At 60.1% G+C, this 22,106-nt stretch carries 25 protein-coding genes; 20 read left to right on the top strand and 5 right to left on the bottom strand.

Features of this window, described 5'->3' with window-relative positions:
• Position 1 precedes the first annotated feature (1 nt).
• From B1781_RS12065 to B1781_RS12035, 7 genes are all read left to right on the top strand, one after another.
• A complete protein-coding gene (locus tag B1781_RS12065) occupies positions 2-667 on the top strand; it encodes an HAD-IA family hydrolase (RefSeq protein ID WP_078119910.1) in 666 nt (221 codons plus the stop codon).
• Between the two features lie 17 nt (positions 668-684).
• On the top strand, positions 685-1,647 hold the full coding sequence (locus tag B1781_RS12060) for a S49 family peptidase (RefSeq protein ID WP_078119909.1): 963 nt from the start codon (positions 685-687) through the stop codon (positions 1,645-1,647).
• Between the two features lie 78 nt (positions 1,648-1,725).
• Positions 1,726-2,421: a phosphate regulon transcriptional regulator PhoB gene (gene phoB, locus B1781_RS12055; protein ID WP_078119908.1), complete on the top strand. Its 696-nt coding sequence runs from the start codon at positions 1,726-1,728 to the stop codon at positions 2,419-2,421.
• Positions 2,418-3,713, top strand: coding sequence for a phosphate regulon sensor histidine kinase PhoR (phoR, locus tag B1781_RS12050; protein WP_078119907.1), 1,296 nt, complete (start codon positions 2,418-2,420; stop codon positions 3,711-3,713). Before phoB ends, phoR begins: the two co-directional genes overlap by 4 nt.
• A gap of 87 nt (positions 3,714-3,800) precedes the next feature.
• Positions 3,801-4,514, top strand: coding sequence for a phosphate signaling complex protein PhoU (gene phoU / locus B1781_RS12045; protein ID WP_078119906.1), 714 nt, complete (start codon positions 3,801-3,803; stop codon positions 4,512-4,514).
• A gap of 49 nt (positions 4,515-4,563) precedes the next feature.
• Positions 4,564-5,859: a putative O-glycosylation ligase, exosortase A system-associated gene (locus B1781_RS12040; RefSeq protein ID WP_078119905.1), complete on the top strand. Its 1,296-nt coding sequence runs from the start codon at positions 4,564-4,566 to the stop codon at positions 5,857-5,859.
• The gene (locus B1781_RS12035) at positions 5,856-6,794 is read left to right on the top strand and encodes a polysaccharide deacetylase family protein (protein ID WP_078119904.1); all 939 of its coding nucleotides are present in this window, start codon (positions 5,856-5,858) and stop codon (positions 6,792-6,794) included. Before B1781_RS12040 ends, B1781_RS12035 begins: the two co-directional genes overlap by 4 nt.
• Before the next feature lie 46 nt (positions 6,795-6,840).
• Here B1781_RS12035 and B1781_RS12030 read toward each other — a convergent pair whose 3' ends face one another.
• Positions 6,841-8,667 (bottom strand): asparagine synthetase B family protein, encoded by a 1,827-nt coding sequence (locus B1781_RS12030; RefSeq protein WP_408646374.1) that lies wholly within the window; start codon positions 8,665-8,667, stop codon positions 6,841-6,843.
• Positions 8,668-8,867: 200 nt separating this feature from the next.
• Here B1781_RS12030 and B1781_RS12025 point away from each other — a divergent pair, with 200 nt between their 5' ends.
• The 7 genes from B1781_RS12025 (at position 8,868) to B1781_RS12000 (ending at position 12,764) form a co-directional block, all read left to right on the top strand.
• Positions 8,868-9,113, top strand: coding sequence for an acyl carrier protein (locus B1781_RS12025; RefSeq protein ID WP_078122029.1), 246 nt, complete (start codon positions 8,868-8,870; stop codon positions 9,111-9,113).
• A gap of 11 nt (positions 9,114-9,124) precedes the next feature.
• Entirely contained in the window at positions 9,125-9,928 is an 804-nt protein-coding gene (locus B1781_RS12020) for a hydrolase 2, exosortase A system-associated (RefSeq protein ID WP_078119902.1), read from the top strand.
• A 9-nt stretch (positions 9,929-9,937) separates the two neighbouring features.
• Positions 9,938-10,786 carry a hydrolase 1, exosortase A system-associated gene (locus B1781_RS12015; protein WP_078119901.1) on the top strand — a complete coding sequence of 283 codons (849 nt, stop codon included), beginning with the start codon at positions 9,938-9,940 and terminating at the stop codon, positions 10,784-10,786.
• A gap of 62 nt (positions 10,787-10,848) precedes the next feature.
• Entirely contained in the window at positions 10,849-11,028 is a 180-nt protein-coding gene (locus B1781_RS23180) for a hypothetical protein (RefSeq protein ID WP_164513364.1), read from the top strand.
• Positions 11,009-11,476 (top strand): hypothetical protein, encoded by a 468-nt coding sequence (locus B1781_RS12010; protein ID WP_164513363.1) that lies wholly within the window; start codon positions 11,009-11,011, stop codon positions 11,474-11,476. The genes B1781_RS23180 and B1781_RS12010 overlap by 20 nt, the downstream gene beginning before the upstream one ends.
• Before the next feature lie 25 nt (positions 11,477-11,501).
• Positions 11,502-12,026, top strand: coding sequence for a hypothetical protein (locus B1781_RS12005; RefSeq protein ID WP_125932051.1), 525 nt, complete (start codon positions 11,502-11,504; stop codon positions 12,024-12,026).
• 150 nt (positions 12,027-12,176) lie between these two features.
• Positions 12,177-12,764, top strand: coding sequence for a hypothetical protein (locus tag B1781_RS12000; protein ID WP_078119898.1), 588 nt, complete (start codon positions 12,177-12,179; stop codon positions 12,762-12,764).
• 10 nt (positions 12,765-12,774) lie between these two features.
• Here the strand turns inward: B1781_RS12000 and B1781_RS11995 are convergent, their stop codons facing one another.
• On the bottom strand, positions 12,775-14,007 hold the full coding sequence (locus tag B1781_RS11995) for a pyridoxal-dependent decarboxylase, exosortase A system-associated (RefSeq protein ID WP_078119897.1): 1,233 nt from the start codon (positions 14,005-14,007) through the stop codon (positions 12,775-12,777).
• Complete coding sequence (locus B1781_RS11990) at positions 14,004-15,593, bottom strand: acyl-CoA ligase (AMP-forming), exosortase A system-associated (RefSeq protein ID WP_078119896.1); 1,590 nt, start codon at positions 15,591-15,593, stop codon at positions 14,004-14,006. Before B1781_RS11990 ends, B1781_RS11995 begins: the two co-directional genes overlap by 4 nt.
• Between B1781_RS11990 and B1781_RS11985 the strand changes: the two genes are divergently transcribed.
• Together B1781_RS11985 and B1781_RS11980 are read left to right on the top strand one after the other, a co-directional pair.
• Complete coding sequence (locus B1781_RS11985; protein ID WP_078119895.1) at positions 15,592-16,410, top strand: S1C family serine protease; 819 nt, start codon at positions 15,592-15,594, stop codon at positions 16,408-16,410. The two genes, B1781_RS11990 and B1781_RS11985, sit on opposite strands and share 2 nt — an antisense overlap.
• A gap of 202 nt (positions 16,411-16,612) precedes the next feature.
• Entirely contained in the window at positions 16,613-16,921 is a 309-nt protein-coding gene (locus B1781_RS11980; protein WP_078119894.1) for a hypothetical protein, read from the top strand.
• A gap of 20 nt (positions 16,922-16,941) precedes the next feature.
• On the opposite strand, the gene B1781_RS11975 is transcribed toward B1781_RS11980, so the two are convergent.
• Together B1781_RS11975 and galE are read right to left on the bottom strand one after the other, a co-directional pair.
• Positions 16,942-17,742, bottom strand: a complete 801-nt coding sequence (locus B1781_RS11975) for an undecaprenyl-diphosphate phosphatase (protein ID WP_078119893.1) — start codon at positions 17,740-17,742, stop codon at positions 16,942-16,944.
• Positions 17,739-18,731: a UDP-glucose 4-epimerase GalE gene (gene galE / locus B1781_RS11970; RefSeq protein ID WP_078119892.1), complete on the bottom strand. Its 993-nt coding sequence runs from the start codon at positions 18,729-18,731 to the stop codon at positions 17,739-17,741. The genes B1781_RS11975 and galE overlap by 4 nt, the downstream gene beginning before the upstream one ends.
• 234 nt (positions 18,732-18,965) lie before the next feature.
• Between galE and recJ the strand changes: the two genes are divergently transcribed.
• The 4 genes from recJ (at position 18,966) to sdhD (ending at position 22,102) form a co-directional block, all read left to right on the top strand.
• Positions 18,966-20,699: a single-stranded-DNA-specific exonuclease RecJ gene (recJ, locus tag B1781_RS11965; RefSeq protein WP_078119891.1), complete on the top strand. Its 1,734-nt coding sequence runs from the start codon at positions 18,966-18,968 to the stop codon at positions 20,697-20,699.
• The gene (gene yjgA, locus B1781_RS11960; protein WP_078119890.1) at positions 20,696-21,202 is read left to right on the top strand and encodes a ribosome biogenesis factor YjgA; all 507 of its coding nucleotides are present in this window, start codon (positions 20,696-20,698) and stop codon (positions 21,200-21,202) included. The genes recJ and yjgA overlap by 4 nt, the downstream gene beginning before the upstream one ends.
• Before the next feature lie 181 nt (positions 21,203-21,383).
• Positions 21,384-21,764: a succinate dehydrogenase, cytochrome b556 subunit gene (gene sdhC, locus B1781_RS11955; protein WP_078119889.1), complete on the top strand. Its 381-nt coding sequence runs from the start codon at positions 21,384-21,386 to the stop codon at positions 21,762-21,764.
• On the top strand, positions 21,761-22,102 hold the full coding sequence (gene sdhD / locus B1781_RS11950; RefSeq protein WP_078119888.1) for a succinate dehydrogenase, hydrophobic membrane anchor protein: 342 nt from the start codon (positions 21,761-21,763) through the stop codon (positions 22,100-22,102). The genes sdhC and sdhD overlap by 4 nt, the downstream gene beginning before the upstream one ends.
• Positions 22,103-22,106 lie beyond the last annotated feature (4 nt).

Here is a 22,106-nt window from a genome sequence, read left to right as displayed (position 1 = left end):
CATGAGCAAGCAGTATCAGCTGATCGTTTTTGACTGGGACGGAACCTTGATGGATTCCGAGGCGCGTATCGTGACCTGCATGCAGCGCGCGGCGCACGAGGCCGGTGTGCCGGTGCCGAGCAACGAACAGGCGCGGGACGTGATTGGCCTGGGGCTGAGTGAAGCCATCGCCCGCGCGTTTCCGGGATCTGACGACACCATGGTCGAGCGACTGGTCGAAGGTTATCGCCGCCTGTGGTTGGGTGAGACGGTCGAGCCGGCACCGATGTTCGACGGCGCTCGCGAGCTCGTTGAACGCCTGCACGCCACAGGCAAACTCCTCGCCGTGGCCACCGGCAAGAGCCGCCGGGGGCTGGATAAAGCCCTACAGGAAAGCGGCTTAGCGTCGTTTTTCCACGCAACACGTTGCGCCGACGAGACATTCTCGAAACCTCACCCGCAGATGCTTGAAGAGATCCTGGTCGATCTCGATACCCCGCCGGGTGAGGCGATCTTGGTGGGTGATACCGAGTACGACATGCAGATGGCGGGTAACGCACGCGTCGATGCCGTCGGCTTGTCGCATGGGGTCCATGCGACCGAGCGACTGCTGGCGCACGGTGCGCTGCAATGTTTCGACAATCTTCACGAGCTATCGGACTGGCTGCATCAGCCAGTGCTGACTTGATCTGACGGAGTTTATTGATGGAAAAGGACAAAGGGTCCAACGGCGACTGGCATCGCGAACTGGTTGAGAATCTCGCGCGCGATGCCCTGGTGGAACGGCGGCGCGCGCGACGCTGGGGCATCTTTTTCAAGCTGCTCACGTTCGCCTATCTGATCGGGGTGCTGGTCGTACTGCTGCCGAATGATTGGTCGGAAAAGGGAATGGGCGTCAAACCGCATACCGCCCTGGTGGAACTCGAAGGGATGATCGCCCCGGGCCAAAAAGCGTCGGCCGACAATGTGGTGACCGGTCTGCGCGACGCGTTCGAGGACAAGAACACCAAGGCCGTGATTCTGCGCATCAATTCGCCCGGCGGTTCGCCGGTGCAGTCGGACTATATGCATTCCGAAATCAAACGCTTGCGCGAGAAATATCCCGACATTCCTCTGTACGCCGTGGTCAGCGACATGTGTGCCTCGGGCGGTTACTACGTGGCTTCGGCAGCGGACAAGATCTACGTGAACGAGTCCAGCGTGATCGGCTCGATCGGGGTGTTGATGAACGGCTTCGGCTTCGTCGATGCGATGAACGAGCTGGGTATCGAGCGTCGCCTGATGACTGCAGGTGAGCACAAAGGCATCCTCGATCCGTTCAGCCCGGTCAGTGAATTTGATCGAGAACATGCCGATAAGTTGCTGAAAAAGATACATAAGCATTTCATTGCGGCGGTTAAGGAAGGACGCGGAGATCGCTTGAAAGGTGACGAGGAAACGCTGTTCAGCGGCCTGTTCTGGACCGGCGATCAGGGTATCGAACTCGGGCTCGCTGACGAGGTCGGCAGCGCCGGTTATGTGGCTCGCGAGGTTGCCGGTGCTGAAGACATCGTCGACTTCACGGCCAAAGAGGATGCCTTGACCCGATTGGCCGACCGCTTTGGTGCAGCCTTTGCCAACGCCTTCACCCGCAGCAGCGGCATGCAGGGAGGGGTTCAATTCCGTTGACGCATAGACGTCATATCCCTGTCACAATGTCACTCTGTAATTGCGGCCTACTTTGAAAGACGAATTAGGTGAGCACAGGTGGCAACGACGAAAATTCTCATCGTTGAAGACGAATCGGCGGTACGCGAGCTTCTCGCCGCGACGCTGATGGGGGCGGGCTACGAGGTGATCGAGGCGGCCAGCGGCAGCGAAGCGCAACAGGCCGTGGGCGACCAGGATCCGTCGCTGATCCTGCTGGATTGGATGCTGCCCGGCATGAGCGGCCTGGAATTCGCCAAGTGGCTAAAACGCGACGAGCGCCTGAGCGAGATCCCGGTGATCATGCTGACCGCGCGCGACGAAGAGAACTACAAGGTGCAGGGTTTGGATGCCGGCGTCGACGACTATGTGACCAAGCCGTTCTCGACCCGCGAGCTGCTGGCCCGCATCAAGGCGGTCCTGCGGCGCGCCGGCAGCGATGCGAGCGAATTGATTCGCGTCGACGGCCGTCTTGAGATGGACCTGGTGCAACACCGCGTGCTGGCCGACGACAAGCCGGTCAGCGTCGGGCCTACCGAGTTCAAACTGCTCCATTTCTTCCTGACACACCAGGAGCGCGTCTACTCGCGCAACCAACTGCTCGACCTGGTGTGGGGGCGCAACGTCTACATCGAAGAGCGGACCGTTGATGTCCATATCCGCCGTCTGCGCAAAGCGCTCGAACCCTACGGTCTTGAGAACATGGTACAGACGGTACGCGGTGTGGGTTACCGCTTCTCCGTGAGGCCGACTTGAACGCCAGATCCGGTTGGGTTCAGGAATTCTGGCGTATCGTTGTCCTTGTTCTCGTAGCCTGGGCTGCGGGCACCGTCTTCAACCAAGTCTACCTGTTTCTGCTGCTGGCGCTGCTGGCGTATACCTTCCGCAACCTGTTCAACCTGCAACGCCTGGCTTACTGGCTGGGTGATCCCCAGGCCTCGCAGATTCCCATCCATTTCGGTCTTTGGGGCGACATCTACTCGCGGATTGCGCGCGTGATGTCACGCCATGCGCAGCGCGATGCGCGCATGACCAAGCTGGTGAACGAATATGCTTCGTCGACCTCGGCGCTGCCGGATGCCACCGTAGCGTTGGAGGCCGACGGTACGATCCGCTGGTTCAATGACGCGGCCAGCCGCCTGCTGGGGCTACAGGCGGCGAAGGATATCGGACAGAAACTGGTCAATCTGTTCCGTCATCCCGAGCTTGCGGCCTTCATTGCGAAGCTGGACTACTCGCGAACGCTCGAACTTACCGCGCCGGGCAACAAGAACCGCAAGCTCGAAGTCCGCTTGGCGCCGTACGGCGACGGGCAGTACCTGTTGTTGGCCCAAGACATCACCGATCGTCTGCAGCAGGAGCGGGTGCGCAAGGACTTCGTGGCCAACGTGTCGCACGAATTGCGCACACCGCTGACCGTAATCAGCGGCTTCATTGAGAACCTGCAGGATGCCGAGAACGTATCGCGCGAATCGATTGCACGACCGCTGGACCTGATGGGGCAGCAGGCGGCACGCATGCGCCAGATCGTCGAAGACCTCCTGTTGCTCGCACGCCTGGAAAGCGATTCGAAATCCAACACGCAGACCACCGTGGACATGGTTGGGCTGGTGCGCCTGGTGGCCGACGAGTGTCAGGGCCTGTCGCCGGAAACGCCCGAGATACGCACTGAGATCGGCTCAGCACGGCGCGTGCTCGGCGATGAAAAACAGCTGCGCAGCGTGGTGACCAACCTGGTGGTCAACGCCGTCAACCACACCCCGGCCGACGGCGAGGTCATCGTGCGCTGGATCGATCGCGGCAGCGAAACCGTGCTCGAAGTGGAAGATAGCGGCGAAGGCATAGCCTCCGAGCACATCCCGCGACTGACCGAGCGCTTCTACCGCGTCGACGCCGGGCGCTCGCGGGAACGCGGCGGTACCGGCCTGGGATTGGCGATCGTCAAACATGTGCTGAACCGCCACGAAGCGACCCTCGAGGTTGAGAGTGATTTGGATGAGGGCAGCCGCTTCTTGTGTCATTTCCCGGCCAACAGGCTGTCGGGCTGATAGAATCGGCAGCGACCACGTTGCCGGGTGAATATCCGCGATAACCGCCGATAATTTTTGAAGAATTGATTGATTCACGAGGATCATATGGAGACTTCCGATCTGAAGCACCATTATTCGCAGCAGTTCAATGCCGAGCTGGAGGAAATCCGGTCTCGCGTATTGGCGATGGGCGGCCTGGTCGAAAGACAGCTTGAGCTTGCGATATCGGCGCTGAACAAGGGTGAGTCTGAAGCTGCCGAAGAAGTCGTCTCCAACGATTACCAGGTGAATGCCTACGACGTCGACATCGACGAGCGCTGCACTCAGATCCTGGCGCTGCGCCAACCGACCGCAAGCGATTTGCGCCTGGTACTGGCCGTGATCAAGACCACTGCCGATCTCGAGCGCATTGGCGACGAGGCCAAGCGCGTCGCGCGCATGGTGATTCGCGCCTCGAGTGGCGAGCATGGCCGCAACCTGTTCGGGCAGATTGCCCACCTGGGCAGCAAGGTCCAGCAGATGCTGCACCGCGCCCTGGATGCGTTTGCCCGTATGGATGTGGATGCTGCGATCGATGTTGCGCACGAAGACGTGCAGGTCGACCGCGAGTACGAGAGTGCAATGCGCCAGAGCATGACCTACATGATGGAAGATCCACGTTCGATTCCGAGCGTGCTCGATCTGATCTGGGCGGCGAGGGCGCTGGAGCGTATCGGCGATCGTTGCTGCAACATCTCTGAATACGTCATCTATTTCGTGAAAGGCAAGGACGTGCGCCACACCAGCCTCGACCAGATCAAGAAGGAGTTTGGGGAGTAAGGATGACGAAGGTGTCGGAGGCGTCGATCGCGCAGCGTTTGGAGTCTGAATGCGCGACATAATTCTGTTCATGTTCGTGTTCGGGATGATCCCGTACATGCTGCGCAATCCCTATATCGGGGTGCTGATGTGGTCGTGGTTCAGCTATATGAACCCGCACCGTCTCACCTGGGGTGCTGCCTACAGTTTTCCGTTTGCGCAGCTGATTGCCATCGTGCTGTTCGCGTCGTTGTTGATGGACAAGGAGACCAAGCGGCTGCCGAAGAGCGGCATCATCGTGGTCTGGGTGATGTTCATCATCTGGGCCGCGATCACGTCGCTGAACGGCTACTACGCCGACGCGGCCTGGGGCGAATTCGTACGCCTGTTCAAGATACAGCTCATCATCTTTTTGACGATGCTGATCATGAATACACCTGAACGCATCAAGCTGATGGTTTGGGTGATCTATTTTTCGATTGGATTCTTCGGCATCAAGGGCGGGGTATTCACACTGCTTACCGGCGGTGGTGAGCGAGTCTGGGGGCCTGCCTTTAGCTTCATCGAAGACAACAATCACCTGGCCGTCGCCCTGCTGATGGTATTGCCGCTCGGCTATTACCTCGTGCGTAACGAAATGACGAACCCCTGGCTGAAGGCCGCCATGTGGCTCGGCATGTTTTTCATCACGCTGTCGGTCATCGGCTCGCAGTCGCGTGGCGCATTTCTCGCCATCATCTGTGTTGCGGGGTATCTGTGGCTCAAATCCGATAAGAAAATCGTCATGGCCGCGGTCATCATCCCATTGCTGCCCTTGATGTTCCTGTTCATGCCGCAGTCCTGGCACGATCGCATGTCGACGATCGAGAACTACGAGGAGGATGCCTCGGCGATGGGTCGAATCAACGCATGGACCTACTCGGTAAACGCAGCGAACGCCAATATCACCGGCGTGGGGATGAATTCATGGTCGTATGAGACCTTCGCGCTATGGGCGCCCGATCCGCAAGACGTCCACGCGGCCCACAGTATCTACTTCAGCGTGATCGCCGACCATGGCTGGATCGGGTTTGCGATGTTCATGTTCATATTCGGTGGCGGGTGGTTAGTGGCCCGAGGGGTCATAAAATATGGCGACAGGTCGGAAGAACACCGATGGACCGCGAATCTGGCGAGGATGATACAGGTCTGTCTGGTGGCCTATGGCACCGGCGGCGCTTTCCTTAGCCTGTCGTATTTCGACCTGCCGTGGCACTTGGTGGCGATCATTCTGCTGCTACAACAATTTCTCAAGCGGGAAGGTGTCTGGGCCGCGAAAAAACCGCCGTTTGCGCAGCAGCTGCAGGCCTCACGAGGTGAGGTGTGATCGCTAAGCTGCTCGGCGCTACCATGCGTCGACCGCGGCACCACACCCTGATCTTCCATCGCGTGATGCGCGAGCGCGATCCGATGAGTCCGGGTGAGCCGACGGCCGAGTGGTTTCGCTCGTTGATCGCGATGCTGGCCAGGAACTTCGAGATTATTCCTCTCGCCGACGCCGTCAACAAAGCGCGTGACGGCCGGCTCAGCGGGCGGACAATCAGCATCACCTTCGACGATGGCTATGCGGATAATTGCACCGTGGCCCTGCCGATCCTCGAAGAATTTCAGGCGCCGGCAACCTTCTTTATCGCCAGCGGTTTTCTCGACGGTGGCAGGATGTGGAACGATTCGCTGATCGAGGCGGTGCGCAGGCTACCAGAAGGTCGGTACGAGGTTGATGATGACGAGGTGCCGGATATCGAGGTGTCCGACTGGGACTCACGCCGCGCGGCGGCCAATTCCCTGATCAAGGCGTGGAAGCACCTGTCACCGGATATCCGCCAACGCAAAGTCGATGGCTTCGTCGGCCAGCTGTCCGGGCTGCCCGACGACCTCATGATGTCGAGCGGGCAACTCGCGGCGATGGCGGCTTCACCGGTCGCAACCATCGGTGGTCACACGGTGTCGCATCCGATCCTGGCGTCGCTGCCGGCCGACGAGGCGCGCAACGAGATCGAATCCGGCAAGGCTGCGGTTGAAGACAAGATTCAGCGCGAACTGCGCCTGTTCGCCTATCCCAACGGCAAGCTGGGCAACGACTATCGCACTGAACACGCAGCGCTGGTACGCGAGGCCGGTTTCGACGCGGCGGTGGCAACCGATTGGGGAACCATGGATGCACAGACCGATGCGTTTGCCATTCCGAGGTTCACGCCCTGGCAGACCGACCTCACGCGATTCTCGATCGACCTGTGGCGCTGTCACTACGGCTTGATATAGCCAAATAGCTCAGCGAGGCTGCTGAGCTCATGGCCGCTGATGTCGGTTAGGGTTCGTAACCCTGCGCGGTCAACCACAACTCCAGCATGATCAGCACCCAGATGAATTCGCCGTAGTAACCGGCATGTTGGTCGCGGTGCAGGCGCATGATCTCGTCGATGAAATCCGCTTTGACATAGCGTCGGCGCTTCATGCGCTCGAGGTTGTCCGCGGCCAGCTCCTGCAGACCGGGGTGCTCGGCCATCCAGACACCGAACGGCAGGCCGAACCCATGCTTCGGCTTGTCGATAATCTCGCCCGGCAGAAAATCCGCCACTGCTTTCTTATAGAAATCGCGCAAGCGGTTGCCGCGCATCTTGCGCGAGGAAGAGACCCGCGTCGAAAACTCCACCACGCGGTCGTTCAGCATCGGATATTCGACATCGATACCTGCCAGCTGGCACATGCGGTTGACTTTGCGCAGATCGTTGTCGGCCAGCGTGTGGTGCCAATCGAGATACAACATGCGATTCAAACGGGTTGCGCCTTGCGGGTGCCCGTAGAGGTCGCGATCGAGTTCGAGTGGCGTATCGCCATCGATCGAATGCCACAACGCCTCGTGAACGATGGTCTGTGCACCCAACCGGTTCAGGAAGTTGTAGGTCTGCAGTCGATCGGGCAGTGGAATATTGGCCTGTTCGATATAGCTGCGGGCTTTGCCGATCAACGGCAGTGAGTCGGGAGCCACCTTGCACACCAGCGGTTCGAGAACACCCCGCCTTGCCCAGCCCGGCAGGATGCCGTAGCGCTCGAAGACCGACTGCTTCTGGTAGCGTTCGTTGCCTGCGAACAGTTCATCGCCGCCATCGCCTGCCAGCAGGCGTTCGCGACCGTCTGAGGCGGCGAAACGGGCGCAGAAGTAAGCGGGCAAAGCCGACGAGTTACCGAACGGTTCATCGTAGGCATCGGCGATCTTCGGCAAAGCCTCGAGAACGTCGGCGGGGGTGACGTAGTAGGTTTTGAAATCGGTGCCGAAGCGGTCGCTGGCCAGCTTGGCGAAAGCGATCTCGTCGTAGCCCTCGGCATCGAAACCAATGGAGTAGGTCTTGGGGTTCGGCTGGTGTTTGGCGAGCAGTCCGGACACGGTCGAACTGTCGAGCCCGCCGCTCAGGAAAGCGCCGGTATCGGCGCCTTTGGCCTGCTTGGCGACGGCACTGCCGAGCAAGCCGAGCAATTCTTCGGCGGCTTCGCCGATCGGGGCATCGTCGCGCTCGCGAAAGTCCGGCTCCCAATAACGGATCGGACGCCACACGCCGTTCTGCCGGATCAAGGCATGCGCGGCCATCAGTTTGTTGACACCCTGAAACACCGTGCGTGGTCCGGGCACCATGTGGAAATACAGGTAGTTGAAGATCGCCTGCTCGGATAAGGAGCCGCGAGCGCCGAGCAGTTGGTTGACCGCGGTCGCCGTGGGGCCGAACACCAGTCCACCGACGTCGTCCTCGGCCCAGTACAACGGCATCTGGCAGAAGCGATCACAGGCGACGATGGCCGTCTGTGTGTTGCTGTCCCAGATAACGAACACGAATCTTCCGCCCAGGGCTTTCAGCAGGTCTTTACCGGCCTTGCGGTAAGCCTGCATCAGTGCATGCGCGGGACCGCGCTTGAGTTGGATATCGGCGAAAGCGTAGTCCAGCCAGTCGAGGTTGCCGGCGATCGCGCAGGTAATGCCGTCTTCCTGCACAGTCCAGCCGGACACTGCGGCGGTTGTGATACCCGGCGCAGAGATTGTGCTGGCCTTTCCGTTGTCGGTGAGTGCGGCCAATGCTTCCGACGCGGCGTCGGCTGCCGAAGACTGTGTGGATTCGGCAATCCGGCCGACGACACCTGGAATGATCAAACTACGTCCCTCAACGTGGAAACCCAACCCGGATCGAAATGATCCCGCCCAGCAAGGCACCTGGTATCCAAGCCAGGCAACTCGGCCCGTGATTATGCACCAGCGGAGTTTCGGCCCCAACCGCGAATACGTCCGCTGCTTTGCTATACTGCGCGGCCAATCTCTTTTAGAAGCACGATGGGATCTGATTTCTGATGGCGACATTCGAACAAGTGCGGCAAATCGTCGGTGATGTACTGCAGCTGGGCGACCGCACAGCCACGTTGGAACCGGACACGGCATTGCTCGGCAATATCCCCGAGTTCGATTCGATGGCCGTCGTCAGCGTCATCACGGCGTTGGAGGATCAACTCGGCATCATCGTTGAAGACGACGACATCACCGGCGAGACCTTCGAAACCCTCGGCAACCTGACGGCGTTCGTTCAAAGCAAACTCTAAGCCGTAAATTCATGCGTTCGGCCTTCTTCCTCGACGGTGCCGCCGGCCGGATCCTGTGTGTCGGCGACATTCAGTCGAACGGATCTCAGCCACAATCCGCCGCCTTGATCGTCGCCCCGTTCGGCGAAGAGATGAACAAGTCGCGGCACGTGCTCGCGGCGCTGGTTCGACGCCTGGCCGATGCAGGGTACGCGGTGTTGTTGCCGGACCTGTACGGCACCGGCGACAGTGAAGGTGATTTCTCGGATGCGACCCTGGCGATCTGGCGCAGCGATATCGATAAGGCGATCGAGGCGCTGAATGCCAGCGTGCCCATCGATCTGATCGGCCTGCGTGCGGGCGCGCTGTTGGCAGCCGATGCCGTCTCCCGCCACACCGTGCGCTCATTGAACCTCTTGCACCCGATCGCCGATGGCCGGCAGCAGCTTACCCAGTTGTTGCGCCTGCGTCTTGCTGGCGGTCTGCTGGGTGGCGAGCAAAAAGAGACGGCCGCCGAGCTGAAGCAGCGTCTCGCCGATGGCGAGACACTGGAGATTGCCGGATACGGTATCTCGTCGACGCTTGCTGCCGATCTCGAAACACTGGCGTTGGGCAACATGTCGCTCGGCAACGTACAGACGGTCAATTGGGTGGAATTGGCGCCCGAGGCAGATCGGCCTTTGATGCCGGTTAGCCAGCGCCTGGTCGATGCCTGGCGCGAGGAAGGCCTTGCGATCGAAGCAGCGGTGGTGGCATGCGACCAGTTTTGGGCCACCCAGGAGATCGCGCAGTGCCCGGGGATCGTCGATAAAGTTCTCGAGTTCATCACAGGCTAGGGTGTGGCGATGGCAGAGAAACCCCTCTTTATCGAATGCCAAGGCGAACGGTTGCTCGGCATCCTGCATCCGGCAACTGCGGCAGCCGATACCGGTCTGTTGTTGGTTGTCGGCGGACCGCAGTACCGGGTCGGCAGCCACCGACAGTTCGTGTTGCTGGCGCGTGATCTGGCGGCGGCCGGCATCCCGGTCTTGCGCTTCGACTACCGCGGCATGGGAGACAGCAGCGGTGCGGCGCGCGATTTCGAGGCCGTGGGCGAGGACATCGCGGCGGCGATCGATTGCTTTCTATCGGAGGTCGATGGTTTGCAGAAGATCGTCCTATGGGGTCTGTGCGACGCGGCGACGGCGAATGCGTTCTACGCGCTGAACGATGAGCGCATCGTGGGGCAGATCGCGTTGAACCCCTGGGTGCGCACACTCGAGGGCGAGGCGCAGGCATTTATCAAGCACTACTATCTCAATCGCGTGTTGAGTGCTGACTTCTGGCGCAAGGTGCTGCGTTTCGAATTCAATGCACGTGGTGCCATGCGTGATTTCGCCAACAAGCTAAGTCAGAGTCGTTCTGGCGGCGGTGAAGATGCCAAGGCAGGCGCCGACAAGCGGCCGCTGCCGCAGCGTTTGCGCGATGCACAGCTGGGCTACAAAGGACGGACGTTGCTGATTCTCAGCGGCCAGGATCTGACGGCAAAAGAATACGAAAACCGAGTCGCCGAGCATACTGCCTGGCGGCAATGGCTCAAGGCGTCCGCGGTCGAAGTCAGGCGCCTCGAAGAAGCTGACCATACGTTTTCCACGGCACGTTGGCGCGATCAGGTGGCGACTTGGTCGCGCGACTGGATAGCGCGACAAAGTTAGCAAGGGTGCGGCGGTTGGGCGAGGTCTTGATTCTCACGTATTGCCCGCAGTCAGCAACTTGTATGAGCGTTGGTTTGAATCAAGGGATCGATTGGTTTATCGTTCTGAGCTTGCGCTGGCAACAAAACCAGCAATTTGAAAGGAAATCGCGACTCGCGGAAATTGGCTGTATTGCACAAGATTCGCAGCAGCGAGCGCATGCCAAGAGAAAGGAATCCGACAATGATTTTATCTTCCGCTGATCAAAGCGCATATCCTAAGTTTGCGCACTACGTCAGACACGACTTTCCCAAGCTGGTCAGAGTTCCCAAGATCATGGCCAATCTCAAGAAGTACGGGAACATTTCGCTGGCGGAGTTCCAGGCCGCCATGGTTTGGGGTGCAACGCCAACGATCGTCATTCGCGATCTGCATGGCGGTCAGTGTGGGGTGCCCAAGGCCTATGGCTGTTTCCGAGCGTCGCAGCCGCGATCGCTTGAGGTTCACACGCAAGTCGTAGCCGACTTTGAATCAGCTTCGGGATCGAGCACCGATGCCAATTCGAAAGGAAGTGCGGTATATGTGGCTGGAGCAACCTTGTTACATGAGCTTTGCCACTGGGGCAACTACAATAACTCACCGCGCTATATCGAGCCGCGCGAAATGGGCGCGGCTTTTGAATTGGCAACGTACGGCAAAGTGATCTATTGAGATGTGGCCGCGCTTGGTGATCCTTTTGGCGCTGACGTTTCCTGCCGAACTCTTGGCGACGAAGATTGCTCGCGTCTCAATCGATGCATTGGCAAACGAGGCCGATCGCATCGCGTTGATTACCCTTACCGCCGGCGAGTTGGCGAAGGCAGACAACGATTGCGGTGTTTTGTATCGCGGCGTCGTCGTCGATCCGGTCAAGAATCTGCAAACGGGACAGACGATCGCCTTTTTCAGCCGGTTCGATGACCAGAGCGGCCTGAGGATCGGGCAGCAATTCATCGTATTTCTCAACAAGCTGGATGTTCGCTCGCCCTGCCGAGGTGCAGACTTGGAGCTAGCGCACGCTGGGTTCTCGGCGTTCTGGGTCGGAGCCCCTTACCGTATAGACCCTGGCGCCGAACGAGTTGCCAAGATTCCGCAGAGCTTCGTTGCTGTGCCGGAGCGGTTTCGTGGACAGCCGGGTCATTCTTCGGACCTGGAAATCAGCGAGACAATCTGGGTTGATGGTGACGATTTATTAGCCTATCTGAAAGCGAACAGTAAGTAAGAAGGCTGCGGTGACAGGCCGTCAGGCAACGATCTGCACCGCATCTGGGTAGCTCGATCCAAGAAGAGGGTTGGAGCAGTTCATCAAACCTTTTGTGTGCGGCCCGTTGTCTAACGGGTCGTGAATCGCATGTTTTAGTGGAATGGGAAAATGTTCGTGAATCCGCGGATGCCCCTTGCTTTGGTACTCTTGTTGACGTTGCCGACCTGGCTCTGGGCATCCCAACTGGATGATCTGAAAGTCGAATCGATCGATGCTATGTCGCAGCGCGCAGACAAAATCGGCGTCATCAACATCATGCAAGCGACAGTGTTGCTCCCGCCCAGCGAATGCGGTGTCTTGTATCGTGGCACGGTGGTGGAAGCGATAAAGAATGTCGAAGTGGGTGAGAGCGTCACCTTCTTCAACCTGTTCGATCACCAGAGCGGGCTGCGAGCCGCAGACCAATTCGTCGTGTTCCTGGACAAGCGAGATTCGGATTCGTCGTGTGCAGAAGCTGAACACAAGGTCGCAAATGCGGGTTATGGCGCACTGAGGGTCGACGTGCCGACGGGGCGCCACATCAAGTTACCACATATGCATGGTGTGCGAATTCCTCAGTCCTTCGTCGTGGTACCTGAGCATTTCTCTACCTGGAAGGGACAATCTTCCGATATCGAGATCAGTAAAACGCTGTGGGTTAAATACGGTGATCTGCTGAGCTATCTAAAGAAGCAACATCGACCAACGTCCCAATAGCAAAGAACGGCTAAACCAAGACCTGCAGCGGTGCGGGATGGCTCAAGAAGAGATGCGGGCTCGCGGTAAAGCCGTAGGCACCTGACTGGAGCACGACCATCAGATCGCCCATGTCGGCGGCGCCCAGTTCCATCTTGTCGCCCAGAATATCCAGCGGGGTACACAGGGGGCCGATCACGCTGACGGTTTCGCGCGGGCTACCGTTGACGCGGTGCGCGGTGACCACCGGGTAGTTCTTGCGAATGATCTGACCGAAGTTGCCGGAAGCGGCCAGATGGTGATGCAGCCCACCGTTGGTCACGAGGTAGGTCGTGCCGCGCGATTCCTTCTTGTCGACCACCTCACACACGTACACACCGGCCTCGGCGACCAGGTAACGCCCCAGTTCGATAACGACCTCGGTCTCGCCGAGGCGCGCCTTGCATTCATCGAGTCGCGGCGCGAGGTTCTCACTGACCGGACCCAGATCAAGGCGTTGCTCGCCGGGAAAGTAGGGGATGCCGAAGCCGCCGCCGATATTCAGCATCTCCAGCGCGCCGGGTGCGTCGTCGGCGAGGCGATAGGCGAGTTCAAACGTGGCGTTCTGTGCCTCGATCAGGCTCTCCGGCCGCAGATTCTGCGAACCGCTGAAGATATGGAAGCCGCGAAAATGGGCGCCCGACTCACCGATACGTTTGAGCACGGCAGGCACCTGTTCGGCATCGATACCGAACGGCTTGGGGCCGCCGCTCATCTTCATGCCGGACGATTTGAGTTCGAAATCCGGATTGACGCGCACAGCCACGCGCGGTGCGACGCCCAGTGTCTCGCCGATGCGCAAGGCGCGTTCGAGTTCGCCGGGCGATTCGAGGTTCAGCGTGATACCTGCGGCGATCGCACCTTTGAGTTCGGTGTCGCCCTTGCCCGGACCGGCAAAGCTGATCTCGGCAGCCGGGGTGCCGCTGTCGAGTGCAACCCGCAGTTCGCCCAGTGAAGCGACGTCCAGCCCGTCGACCAGCCCGGCCATGTGATCGACCACGGCCGGCATCGGGTTGGCCTTCATTGCGTAATGAATCGAAACACCTTCCGGCAGCGCCTCGCGCAGTTCGCTGACGCGGCGCGACATTGCTTCGCGATCGTAGGCATAGAACGGTGTCTGGCCGACCTGCGCGGCCAGCTGGCGAAGTGTCATGCCGCCGACCACCAAGGCATCGTCGACGATCGGGAATTGGTTCAGCGGGGCATGTGTCGGTTTGTCGCTCATGCGTTGTCATCCGTGCTGCGAAAGACGTCGGCAAACTGCACCGACAGGGTTTTGCGATCGATCTTACCGTTGGGGTTGCGCGGCAGATCGGCGGCGATATGGATGTGGCCGGGCAACATGAACATCGGCAGGTGGATCTTGCAGTGCGACAGGATGATATCGGCCGTCACGCCTTCCGCGTCTGCCTGCACGACCAGCACGATGCCGCTGCCGAGTTGCGGATGCGGTGCGCCGAACGCGACCGCCTGCGAGACGTCGTCGATCTGAAACACGATCTCTTCGATCTCACCCGGGCTCACGCGGTAGCCCGACGTTTTGATCATTTCGTCGTTGCGCCCGATGAAGTACAGGAAACCATCGGCATCGCGCTTGACCTGGTCGCCGGACCATACCGCGATCTCCGGATTCGGAATGCCGTCGGGCTGACCGGGCGCGGGTTTGAAGCGGATATCGGTTTTTTCGCGATCGCCCCAATAGCCCAATGCCACCAGCGCGCCGCGGTGCACCAGTTCACCCGGTTCGTCCGGATCGCACGCGGATCCGTCGGGTCGCACCACCATGATCTCGGCGTTCGGGATCGCCTTGCCCATCGATTCGGGGCGCACGTTGACCTGGTCCGGCGGCAGGTAAGTCGAACGGAACGCCTCGGTCAGGCCGTACATCAGGTAGACCTGGGTGTTCGGCAGCGATGCCTGCAACGCCTTGGTTGTGGCCACGGGCATGGCGCCGCCTGAGTTGGTGATGTAGCGCAGCGTCTGTCGCGCTTCTTCCGGCCATTCGAGCCCGGCCAATTGATTCCATAGTGGCGGCACTGCGGCCAGTCCGGTGACGCCAAACTTGGCGACGGCACGGATGACATCGCGCGGTAACAGATAGTCCATCAGCACCACCGATGCACCGACCGAGAATGCCGTGGTCATCTGGCTGAGGCCGTAGTCGAAACTGAACGGTAACACCGCGAGCAGACAATCGTCGGCGCGATTCTCAAGGTAGGTCGCGACGCTTTCGGCACCGGCCAGCATATTGCGATGGGACAACACCACGCCTTTTGGCCGACCGGTGCTGCCCGAGGTGTACAGGATCGACGCCATGTCGGCATCGATGCGTTGTAGTGAAGGCAATGTGGCATCGCCAAGCATCTGATGCCAATCGAGCACGGTCAGGCCGTCGCGTCCGGCGATGTCTTGTGCGTTGCCTACAACGATCAAGTGGGTCAGGTCGGGGCATTCGGCCAGCGTATCTGCCAGTATCCTGGCGCGGTCGGCGCTGGTGACCAGCACCCGGGTGGCGCAATCGCGCAGGATGTGGCCGACCTGTTCCGGCTTGAGAATCGGATTGACCGGAACGAACACACCGCCGGCGGCCGAGGTGCCGAACAATGTCGTGACAGTTTCGAATTGTTTGGGCAGGTACACGGCGACACGCTCGTTGCGACTGACGCCGAGTGTGCGCAGGCCCGAAGCCACTTGCGCCACCGCATCGCGCAATTCGCCGTAGCTGAGCTTTTCTTGCTTGAACAGCAATGCCGGGGCTTCGGGTGTACGCTGTGCGGAGTCCGAGATCAGCTGATGGAGCAAAAAGGCCATGGAACAACTGCCATCCGTTCGAAAACGCGATTATAACGCGAAGGCAAGAAGACGCAGTCGCCGTCTGGGCATCGCGTTCACGATCCTGATGGCGGGATTGGCAGCGGTCGCGGTCGAAGCCGCGAATCTACCGGATACCATCGACAAGATACGGCCGGCAGTGGTTGCTGTCGGCACCTACAGCCCCACTGCCAGTCCGCGGCAGCAGTTTCGGGGCACCGGCTTCGTGGTCGGCAATGGGCGCTTTGTCGTCACCAATTCACACGTCGTTCCCGATAAGGTCGATAGCGAGCAGCATGAGACGATTGCGGTCTTCTCCGGTCGCGGGCGCGAGGCCCGTTATCATCCGGCGCGACTGATCGGTCGTGACGTGCAACATGATCTGGCTCTGTTGTCGATCGGTACAACCCTGCCGACGGTGAAACTGGGCGACGCCAGCCGGGCGCGTGAAGGCGAAGAGATCGCGCTCACCGGGTTTCCGATCGGCATGACCCTTGGGTTGTACCCGGTGACCCACCGCGGCATCGTTTCTGCCATCAGCCCGATGGCGCCCCCGCAAATGGCATCCAAGGCGTTGACCTCGACGATGATTCGCGCGATGCGCGATCCCTACGATGTCTTGCAACTCGACGTGACCGCCTATCCCGGCAATAGCGGCAGCCCGGTCTACGACCAAAACACCGGCCAGGTCATCGGCGTGGTGAACAGCGTGTTGGTCAAGGCGACCAAGGAGGCGGCGATAGCCAGTCCTTCCGGCATCACCTATGCAATCCCGGTGCGCTTCGTGCGGCAACTGATGAAGACGTACGGTTTGTAGCCCTGTCCATGGCGCCCGGTTTGTGGGTGCGATACAGGGAAATCCCGCGCGCTATGGGCACAAGCCCTATAAGACGATTCCTATACTTTTTGCGGTGGTAAAGGCAGCCCGAAGACTTCTGGAACGACTATTCTTTTTCCTGTGTCGCGTGAATAGACATTGTTGACGACTGCATTCGCTGGTTTTCAGGGAGGGTTACCAGATGGATCGCTTGTTTCAGATCGCTATATTGACCGTATTCGCCGCCGCTGCGTGGGGTGCGGCGGCTGACCCGACGCAAATCGCGTTGTCCGACGATTACCAAACCAACCGACTGTTTACGCCGTCACCGCGGATGCTCGAGCAAGAGCGGGCGGGGCGCGTGTTCATCTATGACTCGCTGGATGCCCGCGAGGTCGATGCGGCGATGGATCAGCATTTCGAACGCATCCAGAACATGATGTTCATCCGGGTTCGCCGTCTGGCGCCGAGCAATCCGGAAGTCGTCGAGGTCGAGGATGACGGATGCTGACAGGCGTCGGTCGATGATCGTCAGTAGATCGCAATAAAGATGATGCCGCCGAGCAGCAGGCGGTAGATCACGAACGGCCACATGCCGATGCGTTCGATGAAACGCAGGAACAGCGCGATAGCGAGAAACGCGGCTGCGCCGGATAACACCACACCGAGGCCGAGCGAGGCCCAGTCGACCGGTACCTGCGCCTCCAGCAGATCTTTGGTGACCAGCAGACTCGAGGCGAGAATCGTTGGAATCGACAGCAGGAACGAGAACCGTGATGCCGCCTCGCGGGTAAGCCCCAGCCACAGTCCCGTGGTCATCGTGATGCCTGATCGCGAGGTGCCTGGCACCAATGCCAGGATCTGGCTTGCACCGATCAGCAGTGCGTCACCGAGCGTCAGACTATCAAGCTCGCGTTGCCGTCTGGCACGCAGGTCCACCCAGGCAAGCACAAGACCGAATACGATCGTCGTCGTACCGATGATCCAGGGCGCGCGGAACTCGTTTTCAACCAACGATTTCAGCAACAAGCCGCCGGCAACCACCGGCAGGGTGCCGATGATCACGGCCCAGCCGAGCCGGCTGTTCGGCGTCTGCTGTTTGCCCGGCGGCAGGGCGGCGAACCAGGCGAGGGTTATCTGCAGGATATCGCGTCGAAAATAGGCGACGACCGCGATCAACGAACCGAGATGGACAGCGACATCGAACGCCAGGCCCTGGTCGTCGAAGCCGAACAAATGTGGCGCAAGGATCAGATGCCCGGAGCTGGAGATCGGTAGGAATTCGGTCAGCCCCTGGACAATCGCCAACACCAGGATCTGGATGTCGCTCATCGGTCGCGTTCAGCCAGTTTGCGTTCCCAGTTCAGCGAGCTGCGGGCGATTTCTTCGAGGTTATCGTAGCGCGGCGTCCAGTTGAGCACGCTGCGCACCTTGTCGGCGCCGGCAATCAACGCCGACGGGTCACCGGCACGTCGCTCCTGCTCGATGATATTCAGCGGTGAACCGTGCACCCGTCCTACCGTGTCGAGCACCTCGCGTACGCTGTAGCCGTGACCATAGCCGCAGTTGAGAATCTGCGATTCACCGCCGGCGCGCAAATAGTCGAGTGCTTTCAAGTGAGCATCGGCCAGATCTTCGACATGGATGTAGTCACGGATGCCGGTACCGTCCGGTGTGTCGTAATCGGTACCGAAGATATAGACGGCATCGCGCTTGCCGACGGCATGCTCGACCGCGACCTTGATCAACAGTGTCGCGCCCTTGGTCGACTGACCGATGCGACCTTGCGGATCGGAACCGGCCACGTTGAAGTAACGCAGGATGACGTAGCGCATATCGCTCGCGATACCCAGATCGCGCAGCATGTGTTCGGTCATCAGTTTCGACATGCCGTAGGGATTGATCGGCTGGGTCGGCGAGTCTTCCCAGCATTTCTCATCCGCCGGATTGCCGTACACCGCGGCGGTCGATGAAAACACGAAATGCTTTACGCCGGCCTCGACGCAACATTCAAGCAGGTTGCGTGTAGCGCAGGTGTTGTTGCGGTAGTACTTCAGCGGGTCGGCAACCGATTCGGGCACGATGGTGTGAGCGGCGAAATGGATGACGGTATCGATGTCATGCTTGCGCAACAAGGCGGATACGAGTTCCTTGTCGGCGGTGTCGCCTTCGACCAGTTCGCCGTAGGTCACGGCATCTTTGAAACCGGTCGAAAGATTGTCGAGTACGATGACCTTTTCACCAGCTTCGCCCAACTGGCGAACGGTGTGGCTGCCGATGTAGCCGGCGCCGCCGGTTACCAGAATGTTCTTCGATGACATAACTACTCTGAAGTGGCGTAGGGGTACAACTTAGGCTGCGATCATACTCGTTGCCCGTGACGAGTTCACGCCGAACGACCCGGCAAAATGTTGTCTGCGTCATATCGTGCGCCTTGGCTGTCGCTTGGGTTCAGACTCTGCCCGCAACCCGGCATCATATTCGCGGCCCCAGCGGGCGCTTCTTCCTGATATCCTGCGGTGCTTCCTCCCTGCGATCGCAACAATCTCTGCTGAATGCGCAAACAAATCGTCAGATACCGGTCCGTCGAAGACACAGGTCCTGTTCCTGACGGATGCGACCCCCTGCTGTGGCGCATCTACCGTTCGCGCGGCGTAAACCAGGTTGGCGAGCTCGAACGCGAGCTGTCGGCGCTGATTCCACCCGACGCGCTCGACGGCCTCGATGACGCGGTCAGTGAATTGCTCGCAGCGATGGAGCAGGGCAAGCGCATTCTCATTGTCGGCGACTTCGATGCCGATGGCGCGACCAGCAGCGCGCTGGCGGTACTGGCGCTGCGTGCTTTCGGGCATTCCCAGGTCAGCTTCCTGGTGCCCAACCGCTTCGAGTTCGGTTATGGCCTGACGCCCGAGATCGTCGAGCATGCACGGCGTTTCGAACCCGATCTGATTGTCACGGTCGACAACGGGGTTTCCAGCGTAGCCGGCGTCGCGACCGCCAATGCGTTGGGCTGGGACGTGGTCGTGACCGACCACCACCTGGCCCGTGAAGAGCTGCCTGCGGCCAAGGCGCTGGTCAATCCGAATCTGCCCGGCTGTGGCTTCGCCTCGAAGGCGCTGGCCGGTGTCGGCGTGATCTTCTACGTGATGCTCGGGCTGCGCCGGCGACTGCGCGACATCGGGTGGTTCGAGCGCCGGCGCATCGCCGAGCCGAACATGGCGGAGTTTCTCGACCTGGTCGCGCTCGGCACCGTGGCCGATGTCGTGCCGCTGGATCAGAACAACCGCGTGCTGGTCCACCAGGGCCTGATGCGTATCCGTGCCGGTCGCTGCCGCCCCGGCATCACGGCGCTGCTGCGCGTCGCCGGGCGCAATCCGCAGCGGGCACAGGCGGTCGATATGGGGTTTGCGGTCGGCCCGAGGCTGAATGCCGCCGGGCGTATCGACGATATGAGCCTGGGTATTGCCTGCCTGCTGGCCGACGACGAGGCGACGGCCGAACCGTTAGCCGCCGAACTCGACCGGCTCAACCGCGAGCGTCGCCAGATCGAAGGTGAGATGAAGGATCAGGCCGAGGCATTGCTGGAAGCCTGGTCGCCGCACGACCCGGATGCGCTGCCGTGGGGCCTGTGTCTGTATCAAGAGGACTGGCACCAGGGCGTGATCGGCATCCTGGCCTCGCGCATCAAGGAGCGCTATCACCGCCCGGTGATCGCCTTCGCCAAGGCGGGCGACGGCGTGCTCAAGGGATCGGCGCGTTCGATTCCCGGCCTGCACATCCGCGATGCGCTCGACGAGGTGGCGGTGCGCAACCCGCGGGTGCTGCAGAAGTTCGGCGGGCATGCGATGGCTGCCGGCATGACGATCGATGAAGAGGCGTTCGACGCCTTCACCCGAACCTTCGATGCGGTGGTGCGCGAACACCTGGCTGCCGACGATCTGCAGGCGGTGATCCATTCCGATGGCGGTGTCGACGAAGCGGCGCTCAATCTCGAGACTGCGCGGGCGATCATCGAGGGCGGCCCTTGGGGTCAGGGATTCCCCGAGCCGATGTTCGACGATGAATTCGAGGTGGTCAGCAGCCGCGTGGTCGGCGAGAAACACTGGAAGCTGGTGGTCAGCCCGATGGGCAGCCGGCAGACGATCGATGCAATTGCATTCAATGCGGTCGAGACCTTGCCGCAGATGCCGGCGCGTGTGCGCGCCGCTTACCGGCTGGACGAAAACGAATGGCAGGGCAGGGTCAGCCTGCAATTACGCTTTGAATACCTCGAAGGAGTGGCCGTATGAGCGACGAAGAACTCGACAGCGGGCGGGCCAGCAAATCGGCGCGCAAACGCGAGATCGAGGCGCTACAAGTGTTGGCTGAACGTATGACCGGCCTCAGCGACAAGGAGCTGCAGCGCCTGGGCGTCGGTGAACAGCTGCGGGCGGCGATCGACCTGGTGCGCCCGATGCGTCCGTCGGGCGCGCGCAACCGTCAGCTCAAACACTGTGTGAAGTTCATGGATAGCGATGAGTTGACCGAAGTCGCCGCATATTTGGATGATCGTCAATCGCAGCAGGTGGCGATCAACCAGGAATTCCACCAGCTCGAACGCTGGCGCGATCGTCTGATCGGCGAGGGCGACGAAGCCTTGAATGCGCTTTTCAATGAATATCCGGATCTGGATCGCCAGCGCACCAGGCAGTTGGCGCGCGATGCGGCACGGGAAAAAAACACCGGAAAACCAACGGGTGCGGGCCGGAAGTTGTTTCGGTTTCTCCGCGAGTCGCTCGAAAGCGCCCACTAAAAAAATAAATAGTTAGGCGAAACCCGTCCGGGGGAGAGGGCGTAAACGTCGGGAAATACGACGTTTTTGTTGCGGCGCAGCAGATTGACTTGGACGGCCGTCCGGTTGAGTTATTGATTTCTGCCGTCAACTCAAATAAATACGCTATTACTTTATCAGGCCATACCAACAATATAGACAGATGACTACGACAACACGACGTCCCGTTCACCTGAATCTCACCAAGATAAAGCTGCCGATCGGCGGCATTATGTCCATCATCCATCGTGCCACCGGGGTCTTCATGTTCCTGGTGCTGCCGTACCTGATCTACCTGCTGGATCTGTCGCTGTCCGGCCGCGCCGGTTTCGATGCGGCCAATGAATCCGTGCACGGCTTCATCGGGACGATCTTCGTTTTCCTGTTGATGTGGTCGCTGATGCACCACCTGCTGGCCGGTATTCGATACCTGCTGATCGACGTCGACATGGGCGTCGATAAAGAGAAGGCACGCCAGACGGCGCTGGCGGTGGTGATCGCCGGTCCGATCCTCGGCCTGATCCTGACCGGAGGTGTGCTGTGAGTCGCAAGGCATCGGGGTTGAAGGCCTGGGCGATCCAGCGCCTGACCGCTATCTACATTGGTTTGTTCGCACTCTATCTGCTGCTGATGTTCCTGTTTTCGGCACCGGCCAGCTACTTCGAATGGAAGGCCTGGATGGGCGGCCCGTTCGTCAGCATCGCCACCTTGCTGTTCGTGGTGAGCGTGTTGATGCACGCCTGGATCGGCATCCGCGACGTGCTCATCGACTATGTCCATCCCATCGCGATTCGCGCCGGTCTGCTCGGCGCAGTTGCCTTGTTTCTGGTTGCCATGGGGCTGTGGGCCGCGCAGGCACTGATCCTCGTTCGCCTGGCCTGACACC

Origin of the sequence: Thiosocius teredinicola, from assembly GCF_002009425.1 — a bacterium.
GTDB lineage: Bacteria > Pseudomonadota > Gammaproteobacteria > Chromatiales > Chromatiaceae > Thiosocius > Thiosocius teredinicola.
This window is presented reverse-complemented; position numbering and strand designations above follow the sequence as displayed.